Origin of the sequence: Microseira wollei NIES-4236, from assembly GCF_020521235.1 — a bacterium.
Classification (GTDB): Bacteria; Cyanobacteriota; Cyanobacteriia; order Cyanobacteriales; family Aerosakkonemataceae; genus Microseira; species Microseira wollei.
Genome location: NZ_BLAY01000265.1, coordinates 1 through 9,254 on the forward strand (window position 1 = coordinate 1; position 9,254 = coordinate 9,254).

Genomic DNA, 9,254 nt, shown 5'->3' on the forward strand with positions numbered 1-9,254 from the left:
TTTAATAATTTTATGATTGACTTTGAGCGGATTTTTTCCGCTATTCGAGCGCCAGATCGCTAGTTTTGGACGCAAGTTAAGAAGTTACCCGCTCTCCCAGGGGACGGCAAGATAAATATCTCGGTTAATCTGATAACCTTATAGCGGATTGCTTTCTTAGTGAGGTACAGCCTTCAGGCTTTGTTTGTCAAGCGCGCAGCAAAAATGGCTGCGCGCTTGACAAACTTGCGGTGTACCTCATACGAGTGCAATCCGCTGTAATCGTGCCTTGCCCCTACGACTGGGATATCTCGGTTAATCTGATAAGTAGGTGCAGGTAAATAAAGTGAAAATAGTTATGTAAGCGCGGGGCGGGCAATACGTCCCACCCCACAAGAATTTCAGATCTCTTGTGGGGTGGGCTAACCGCCCGCCCGGTGTTCAGTTTATTTATACTCACCTACTTATAGCGGATTGCCAGCGAGTGAAGTAAAGCCTTTTGGCGCAAGAATGCAATAGCGGCTGCCATTTTTGCTGCCGCTATTGCATTCCTTCGGTGTACCTCATGCGCCTGCAATCCGCTGTAATGTTAATCCTGCCTTGAATAGGATTTTTTTTGTATAAATTACTACTTATGCCTCTATTTCCGGATGCATATAATTCTGGAAAAATTTCAACCCCGCTTTTTCCATGACGCGGATAGATGCGCGATTCGCGGCTAAAGCTGAAGACACAACTCTTTGAGTTCCTAATTCGGAAAAGCCTTTTAATACCAGCGCCCTCGCACCTTCTGTGGCGTAACCTTTCCCCCAGGAAACTTTTCGCAATCGATACCCCAGTTCGATATCGTTGTTACCGTAAAAGCCCGAAGCGACGTTGAATGGACTGTCTAATGCTGGTCTAAATTGAAACCAACCGATAAACTCATTACTGGACTTTTCCATCGCTGCCCAAAATCCATAACCTTCATACTTCTGATAATATGCGAGCAATCTGGGCAAGGTTTTGTTGCGGATTGTTTCGTAATCGGTATCTGTGGGGTCGCCGCCCTTGATAATGCCTAGATTGGCAAAGCGGATTACTTGGCGATCGCTATCCAACTCAAATAAGTTATCCGCGTCGGAATCTGTAAACTGCCTTAATATCAATCTTTCTGTCTCTAGAAAAACTTTCATCGCTAAACCCCGTGGCAGAGGGAAATTTTGGCAAACCTCCTGCCTCCTGCCTTTTTTGGTAAAGCTTTTCAGCAACCGTACCAGCGATCGTAGTCATGAACCTAAATTATACCATTTGGCAGAACGCTGTCAGAGAGCGTATTTAGGATGTTTCAGACAAAATATTGCATAGATAGCTGATATGTGGTATTCTGACAAAGAGCAATTCACAGATTCTTAAAGACTTGCTGAATAACTCGGTTGAATAAATAGTTATGCCTGAATAAGGACAGCGGTAAGCATGGATTTCAAAGATAAGGCTTTTCAAACTAGCCTGACTGACAATATTGACTATCCTGAATTCTGTTGGCAAGCAAGTTTAGATTATTCCATATTCAGAGATTTTCGGTGCAATGAAATGTACAGAACTGCATTAGAACACGACTGCTTCGAGCAAGGTTTAGAGTATCTGGAAGCAATCAATAAGTCAAAGTCTAATGTATTGAGTAAGATTAATGAATTCCTGAAAAACGATCGGATTGGCAATCCTGAAGTTTTTGATTACGAAGGCATTGGAACAATAGCACCTCCTACTCTGCGATACATAAAAATTCTGTCAGATTTGGAAACTGAATTCGGCACTCTAGACAACTTAAATATATGTGAAATTGGAGTTGGTTATGGAGGACTTTGCCGAATTATCAGTAGTTATTTTAAGGTAAAAACCTATACATTGGTTGACTTGAAACCAGTGCTAATGCTAGCTAAAAGGTATTTAGACCATTACCCGTTAAACACGACGCCGATCTATAAAACAATGAATGAATTACCCAAAGAGAGTTATGACCTTGCGATCAGCAATTATGCCTTTACGGAGATCAGAAGAGAAATACAAGATATTTATCTAGAAAAAGTGCTTCTTTCTGCCACCAGAGGCTATATTACATACAATGAAATCAATCCAGAAGATTTTAATTCTTACACAAAAGAAGAGTTGATTCAGCTCATTCCCCAAATCAGAGTAAATCAAGAAGTTGGCATATTACACCCTAAAGATTGTATTTTAGTCTGGTGAACTCACATTTTGCACCAGTTGCTTGATGGCAATTTTTGGAGGGTGGGGATTGTTTATGGTTCCCTAAAACCAACCTTTTTATTGTGTTTTGTGCCTTACCTACGGTGATTAATCATGGTGCTTTTCCCAAGTTGAATGGCTTGGGGATACATTTTGTCAAAATTGGGTGAATTACCACAGAACTTTAAACGGTGAAGTATGGATAGTGTAAATTTTCAAGAAAAATTTTTGTTAGCCAGAAAGGTTTTCTTAGAAGCAATAGAAGAATGTAAAAAAAACGATCGCAATTTTTTTGAATTTGCTCAACCGCTCAAAGAAATACATGTAAACAAATGCCTGGTAATTTCAAGTAGGGAGAATCTGTTATATTACTTGCCAAAGAATGCAGTTGTTGCTGAAGTAGGAACTCAAACAGGTTATTTTGCCAGAAAGATAATTGATGTGACTCAACCAGCAATACTGCATACCATAGATATAAACTGGTCTATTTTTGAAACAGAAAAATTTGTACGGGAAATTGAAAGTGGAGTTATCCAGATTCACGAAGGTGATTCGGTAAGAATGCTTTCCCAGTTTCCCGATCAACATTTTGATTGGATATACATTGATGCAGACCATTCGTATTATGGGGTTTATAGAGATATACAGTGCGCTGCTCAAAAGGTGAAATCAAATGGAATTTTAGTCTTCAATGATTATACTTCATGGTCACCACTAGAAGCACATCCATACGGTGTTTCAAGAGCTGTCAATGAATTTTGCTTAACCCAAGGATGGGAGTTTATCTTCTTAGCTTTATCTACTAATGGTTATCACGATGTTGCCATTAGAAAAATGGGTGTTGAAACTTTAGATACTCAAGTTACTGTTGACATTGATCGGGTTTCAACCCAGGAGGTTGAATCTAATTTAGTGCAACTGCAATATGATAAAGCAATATTGGCTTACAAAGTTCATGAAATGCAGCAACAAATAAAAGTTCTGGAATTACAATACCAACAAAGTGATTCTGAAGTAAAGCAATTGCAACTGCAACTACAACAGCTACAAGCAGAATTAGAAGATTGTATATCTAGCCAGAAAAACTGTGATTAAAGGAGATATTTTACAGATGATTACAGATGACTTAATGCGTGTCGGTTCAGAAGATAGGTTCAAAATAAATTTTAAAGATATATTTGTTTCAAACCTGCTTCAATCCCAAGCTAACAAAGTTGCTTTGCTAGTTACTAATGAATATGAAGGTATTTTTGGAAATGGCGGGATTGGAACCTATTACAACACTTTAAGTCAAAAGCTTTCGCAAGATGGATGGTATATAATTCTGCTACTCTGCTGTTCTCCAGATAAATTTGATGGCAAATCAAATATACCTTATGTCAACCATATATTCTCTATTTGCGAGTTAGATCAAGTTTTAAATCTTCAGCCTATTCACTCAGCAATTTTATCTCAACTCCAGTATAGCGATCCGATTGATTACACAAGCTATTGTTGTTTGTTTTTCACTCAAGCTGTTACTACTACTTTTAAAAAATCTCTTGTTTATGTCGAATTTCATGAATATGGTGGCATTGGTTACCGTACTATTCAAGCAAAACAGGCAAATATATTAGAAGCTAATTGTGTGACTGGTGTCACCCTCCACGGTGGACATGAGTGGATATCTGAGACTAACGAAAAATATATTGAAAATGCTCCTGATGTGTTCTGGCAAATTTGCTATTATGAACAGTATTCTTTTGAGAATGCTGATTTAGCATTTTTCACATCTGACTATCTGAAATCCAAAGTAGAATCTTACGGTTGGAAAACGTCTCACGCACTACACATTTCCGACTTTATACCTATAGTTGAAAAACTTGCAAGTAAGAAGAACGAGCTTGATGAACTAGGTGTGAAATCATCTCCACAAACTTACAGTCTGCCAAAGGTGACTATTGGAGTCACCTGCTATAACTTGGGGAAATACCTTTTAGAGTGTCTGAATAGCCTCAGCGTACAGACATACAAAAACTTAGAAGTAATTGTGCTAGACGATGCTTCTACAGATGAACATACACAGGAGGTTATTCATCAAGCTCAGTTGATGTTTCCAAATTTTAAATTTATTAAATCTAATATAAATAGAGGGTTAGGTGCATCTCGCAATTACTTAATTGAACTTGCAGAAGGAGATTATTTTATCCCTTTCGATGCTGATAATATAGCATTACCTTTCATGGTAGAAAAATATGTCAAAGCAGCTGTTGGTTCTAATGCTGCTATTGTTAACTCTCCGATGATGGCTTTTGGAACGCATACTATTGGCGTTAAACGCGATCCTTCGATTTATTCTTTCACTGGGGGGTTACTACCTGCCATGTTGCAATGTAATTGTTGGGGTGATGCTGCTTCGCTGTTTTCTATAATAATTTTACGTAAATTTAAGCATCCTGAAGATAGAGGTGTAGTGTGTCATGATTGGCAAATTATGGTGGCTACATCTGTAACTAGTGAAAAAATGGGCTATTACACATATCCTCTTTACTTTTACAGGCTGCGTCCTGATTCAATGATGCATTCTAATAAAAATCATGCTCGCGATCAATATCATCTTCGTCGCTACTTGTCTCAAATAGAACCATCAAATTATTCTCATCGCCAGATATACATGTTGCTGACAGCTACACAACAACTTTTGCAATCTCAGCAGCACTGGCAATCCCAACTTCAGCAAGCTCAGGTAGAATTAGAACGAGCAAAGTCTGAAATTGCAGCTATGAAAACAAGTAATACCGATTCTCCATAGAATGATATTCCCAACTTATTTGAAAAGCTGGGAATGTTAGCCTTGAGAATACAGATGACTAATTACCATAGATTAGATAGATGAGCTATTTACTAACAAAAAGTTGTAAATTCCTCAATAATCTGAACATAGTTTTTGATCAGGTGACTAAAATCAAAATTCTCTTTGGCATATTCTACAATTTCTGGCCGATAAAATTGATTTTTTTCAATTAACTCCGCCATCGTATCACAAACAATTTGTTTATTTTCGGCTGTAGCATTAGTTAATATATCATCTGGCAAAACTCTAATAAAATCTTTGCAGTGTAAGTTAGCACTAGCAGATTCTGAAACGACAACAGATAAACCTGCTGCCATCGCTTCTAGTACTACGAGTGGTGCAACTTCTCCATCGCTAATTAAAACTAAACAACTATAATCTGTGAGGTTGGCATAAACTTGTGGTAAACTCCAGATCCCTAAATATTTTGTCGTCGTTCCTTCTGTAAAATCAGGGTCATCTAAAGGCCCGACAAAATCTAACTCTAACTTTCCATCAATCATTCCTGCCAGTAATCTCTGCTGCTTTCTTGGTTGAATCCAACCTAAACAAACAGCCTTATTATTTCCTTTTTCTTTAAAATTGACTTTCTGAGTATCTATAGCGTTAGGTTGCACTCTGATATATCCAGAATATCCTTTTTTTCTAAAAAATTCTTCTGATTGACGCGAAGGGGTAATTATACCGGGTACGCTCATGTAAGATGGAAATACTTGTTTAAATTCTTCCTCCCATCTATCTTCTTTCAACAAGTAACCATACTGGCAGGTAAAACAATATTTTTGCTGAAGTTTTTGATTAAAAACTTCAGCAAAATGATACGCGTGTAAATGCACAAAATCATATTTACCCTCGTTCAGGTATTTGATAGTTATCTCAGGATCTTTTTCATCTAAAAAATCAACTTGATGCCCAATCTTTTCTAAAAATATTTTATATTCCTTCATTAAAGTATAAATAGAATTTGATAATGGTGGTGCGGGACTATAACCCCAACCAACAATAGCAATTTTCATCACAAACCTCCCTTGTTACAAAGTTTAAAGTTAAACAATATTCTATGATTGATTTTTGATCTAACCCAAAAATTCTTGATATATCAACCTGATTTATCCCAGGGATAAATCTATAGCAATGAGCAGGAAAGTGTTTACAAATCAGACAATTGGTATCTGTAAACACACCAGCGCGAACTGCTATAAAAGCGATGTGCAATCATCTTATCATAAAGCACAGTCAGAAACTTGGTTTCTGTTTCAGGACTGAAGCACGACGATTCTATCACCAAAGTTTCTACGTAGATCTCTGGTTGCCAAACCAACGATTTTTCAGAGAAACCAGGTTTCTTTGCGTAAGTGCCGTTTTTGTTTCTTTTCCTCAAATCACGATTGCACTAAATTGTCAAGTAAAGGTTCACTGCCTCACCCTTAGCACAAGGGAATTACCAGCGTTGCCAGGACAATGAGTAATATTGGTTGCCGTCCTGGGAAATTTAGCCTTGCCAGAGCGTAGCCAGCGATCGCCGAGGTGATAATCTGAAAAGCGGTGACGGCGATCGCTACCAAGAGCGATTGGCAAACGCCAGGAGAAAATTCCCCCGCCGCCAAGCCTCCTGATAGTTAGCGGGGGTTGGGTTAGCTGGAAAGAGGCTGAGTGTCAGATTCGCACCAGGGGGCGCAAAGGACGTGAATAAGACAACGAGTAAGGGTAGCAGCACAATAACTGGGTCCAAACAAAGCAAAACCAGGCTAAGGGGTTGCCAAAACTCGCAGGATGGTTGATTTGGCGATCTTTTGCCCATAAAGTATAGATTTCATCCTATGCTTTAAGTTTAGGAAATATATTGCAACCAGTCTTAATCTGTGAGCCGGAGATTTGTTAAGTTAAACTAAGCGATTTTGACCCTCACGTTTAATTGATGAGGTTTACTTATCCCGGCTCAGCTAAATTACGCCAACAGGAGAGAATCAACTTATGCAGCAGACTGTAGCTAGCCCAGCCATTGACTTCCAAACCGAAACCTACAAAGATGCATATAGCCGCATCAATGCGATCGTGATCGAAGGCGAACAAGAAGCCTACGAGAACTACATTCAATTGGCCCAACTGCTGCCAGAACAAAAAGAAGAGTTAATTCGCCTCTCCAAAATGGAGAGTCGCCACAAAAAAGGGTTTGAAGCTTGCGGGCGCAACCTCGAGGTGACGCCGGATATGGAATTCGCCAAGGAATTCTTTGCTCAACTGCACCAAAACTTCAAAGATGCTTATGGAGAAGGCAAAGTCGTCACCTGCCTGCTGATTCAGTCTTTGATTATCGAATGCTTTGCGATCGCTGCCTACAACATCTACATCCCCTGCGCCGATCCCTTTGCTCGCAAAATTACTGAAGGGGTTGTTAAAGATGAATACACTCACCTCAACTTCGGTGAAGTTTGGCTGAAAGAACACTTTGAAGCTTCCAAAGCCGAGTTAGAAGAAGCCAATCGCCAAAACCTGCCCATAGTCTGGAAAATGCTCAACCAAGTCGAAGACGACGCCCGCGTTTTAGGCATGGAAAAAGAAGCTTTGGTAGAAGACTTCATGATTTCCTACGGAGAAGCACTTGGTAACATCGGTTTTACTAGCCGCGAACTGATGCGGTTATCCGCCCACGGACTGGCAGCTGCCTAACGGGGGAGCGGGGGGAGCGGGGGCAGCTGGGGGAGCGGGGGAAGCTGGGGGAGCGGGGGGAGCGGGGGGAGCGGGGGAAGCGGGGGAAGCTGGGGAAGCTGGGGGAGCTGGGGAGAATGTAGATTCAAATTCCCCTTTGCACCTCTGCCCCTTTGCACCTCTGCCCCTCTGCCCCTCTGCCCCTCTGCACCTCTGCACTTTTGCACATCTGCCCCCCTGCCCCTGGAGCACCTCTGCTCACCTGGGTAACATTTTTGTGTAGTATTTTTAAGGGTCGATCCCCGCATCGATCCAGCGCAACTCTGCGTCCAGTCCTAATTACCGACTTACTAAATAGTTATATAATGTTTGGTCTCATCGGTCACTTAACCAGTTTGGAACATGCCCAATCCGTAGCCAGAGATCTAGGCTACCCGGAATATGCCGATCAAGGGCTGGATTTTTGGTGTTCTGCCCCGCCACAAATCGTCGATGATATTACCGTCACCAGCGCGACGGGACAAAAAATCGCCGGGCGGTATGTAGAATCATGCTTCTTGCCCGAAATGCTGGCAAATCGCCGGATTAAAGCAGCAACGCGCAAAATTGTGAATGCGATGGCGCTTGCCCAAAAAAACGACATTCATATCACCGCATTGGGTGGTTTTTCCTCGATTATTTTCGAGAATTTCAACCTCAATCAAGTTACCGAAGTCCGCAATACCAAACTAGAATTTGAACGCTTCACGACGGGCAATACACACACCGCCTATGTAATTTGTCGGCAAGTGGAAGCAGCGTCGAAAAATTTGGGGATTGAATTGTCGAAAGCGACGGTAGCAATTTGCGGCGCAACGGGCGACATTGGCAGTGCGGTTTGTCGCTGGTTAAATACTCGTACCGATGTAGCAGAATTGTTGTTAATTGCCCGCGACAAAGATAGACTGGAAGCGTTGCAGGAAGAATTGGGGCGGGGCAAAATTTTGGGACTGGAAGAAGCCCTACCTTTAGCAGATATTGTAGTTTGGGTTGCCAGTATGCCCAAAGGCGTGGAAATTGACCCCACAGTTTTGAAGCAACCTTGTCTGTTAATTGATGGCGGATATCCCAAGAATTTGGGAACCAAAGTTCAGCATCCGGGGGTTTATGTCCTGAATGGCGGGATTGTAGAACACTCCCTGGATATTGACTGGAAAATTATGCAAATCGTCAATATGGAAGTGCCTGAACGCCAGTTATTTGCATGTTTCGCTGAAGCAATGCTGTTGGAATTTGAACAGTGGCACAGCAACTTTTCTTGGGGACGAAATCAGATTACCGTGGCAAAGATGGAACAAATGGGTGAGTGGTCGGTTAAACACGGCTTTCAACCATTGCTGACATTTTAGTAGGGTGTGTCAGGCGCATTTCAAAGGTAAATTTTTACTATCAGTTAACAGGTTTGCGCCTTTAGCACCAGGCGCTAGTGGTGCTTTACACTTCCTTAACGCACCCTACTAACTCAATTTTTACTATCAGTGAATAGGTTTGCGCCTTTAGCACCAGGCGCTAGTGGTGCGTTACA

At 41.0% G+C, this 9,254-nt stretch carries 7 protein-coding genes and 1 pseudogene; 5 read left to right on the forward strand and 3 right to left on the reverse strand.

Features of this window, described 5'->3' with window-relative positions:
• Positions 1-611 precede the first annotated feature (611 nt).
• Positions 612-1,154, reverse strand: a complete 543-nt coding sequence (locus MiSe_RS44915) for a GNAT family N-acetyltransferase (RefSeq protein ID WP_226593144.1) — start codon at positions 1,152-1,154, stop codon at positions 612-614.
• 280 nt (positions 1,155-1,434) lie between these two features.
• Here MiSe_RS44915 and MiSe_RS44920 point away from each other — a divergent pair, with 280 nt between their 5' ends.
• The 3 genes from MiSe_RS44920 to MiSe_RS44930 all read left to right on the forward strand — a co-directional run bounded on the left by MiSe_RS44920 (position 1,435) and on the right by MiSe_RS44930 (position 4,999).
• Entirely contained in the window at positions 1,435-2,208 is a 774-nt protein-coding gene (locus tag MiSe_RS44920; RefSeq protein ID WP_226593146.1) for a putative sugar O-methyltransferase, read from the forward strand.
• A gap of 198 nt (positions 2,209-2,406) precedes the next feature.
• Positions 2,407-3,303 carry a class I SAM-dependent methyltransferase gene (locus MiSe_RS44925; protein ID WP_226593148.1) on the forward strand — a complete coding sequence of 299 codons (897 nt, stop codon included), beginning with the start codon at positions 2,407-2,409 and terminating at the stop codon, positions 3,301-3,303.
• Positions 3,296-4,999: a glycosyltransferase family 2 protein gene (locus MiSe_RS44930; RefSeq protein ID WP_226593150.1), complete on the forward strand. Its 1,704-nt coding sequence runs from the start codon at positions 3,296-3,298 to the stop codon at positions 4,997-4,999. Before MiSe_RS44925 ends, MiSe_RS44930 begins: the two co-directional genes overlap by 8 nt.
• 92 nt (positions 5,000-5,091) lie before the next feature.
• Here MiSe_RS44930 and MiSe_RS44935 read toward each other — a convergent pair whose 3' ends face one another.
• Together MiSe_RS44935 and MiSe_RS54275 are read right to left on the reverse strand one after the other, a co-directional pair.
• Positions 5,092-6,057, reverse strand: coding sequence for a glycosyltransferase family protein (locus tag MiSe_RS44935; protein WP_226593152.1), 966 nt, complete (start codon positions 6,055-6,057; stop codon positions 5,092-5,094).
• A gap of 420 nt (positions 6,058-6,477) precedes the next feature.
• A pseudogene (locus tag MiSe_RS54275) lies at positions 6,478-6,842 on the reverse strand (carbohydrate ABC transporter permease); the annotation flags it as partial.
• Between the two features lie 173 nt (positions 6,843-7,015).
• On the opposite strand from MiSe_RS54275, the gene MiSe_RS44945 reads away from it, so the two are divergent.
• Positions 7,016-7,711 carry an aldehyde oxygenase (deformylating) gene (locus MiSe_RS44945; protein ID WP_226593155.1) on the forward strand — a complete coding sequence of 232 codons (696 nt, stop codon included), beginning with the start codon at positions 7,016-7,018 and terminating at the stop codon, positions 7,709-7,711.
• Between the two features lie 344 nt (positions 7,712-8,055).
• Entirely contained in the window at positions 8,056-9,078 is a 1,023-nt protein-coding gene (locus MiSe_RS44950) for a long-chain acyl-[acyl-carrier-protein] reductase (protein ID WP_226593157.1), read from the forward strand.
• Positions 9,079-9,254 lie beyond the last annotated feature (176 nt).

What these genes read in the sequence shown, in the direction of transcription:
- MiSe_RS44950 (WP_226593157.1), top strand. Translation starts at nt 8,056, where the DNA reads ATGTTTGGTCTCATCGGTCACTTAACCAGTTTGGAACATGCCCAATCC.
- MiSe_RS44915 (WP_226593144.1), bottom strand. Translation starts at nt 1,154, where the DNA reads ATGAAAGTTTTTCTAGAGACAGAAAGATTGATATTAAGGCAGTTTACA.
- MiSe_RS44945 (WP_226593155.1), top strand. Translation starts at nt 7,016, where the DNA reads ATGCAGCAGACTGTAGCTAGCCCAGCCATTGACTTCCAAACCGAAACC.
- MiSe_RS44925 (WP_226593148.1), top strand. Translation starts at nt 2,407, where the DNA reads ATGGATAGTGTAAATTTTCAAGAAAAATTTTTGTTAGCCAGAAAGGTT.
- MiSe_RS44920 (WP_226593146.1), top strand. Translation starts at nt 1,435, where the DNA reads ATGGATTTCAAAGATAAGGCTTTTCAAACTAGCCTGACTGACAATATT.
- MiSe_RS44935 (WP_226593152.1), bottom strand. Translation starts at nt 6,057, where the DNA reads ATGAAAATTGCTATTGTTGGTTGGGGTTATAGTCCCGCACCACCATTA.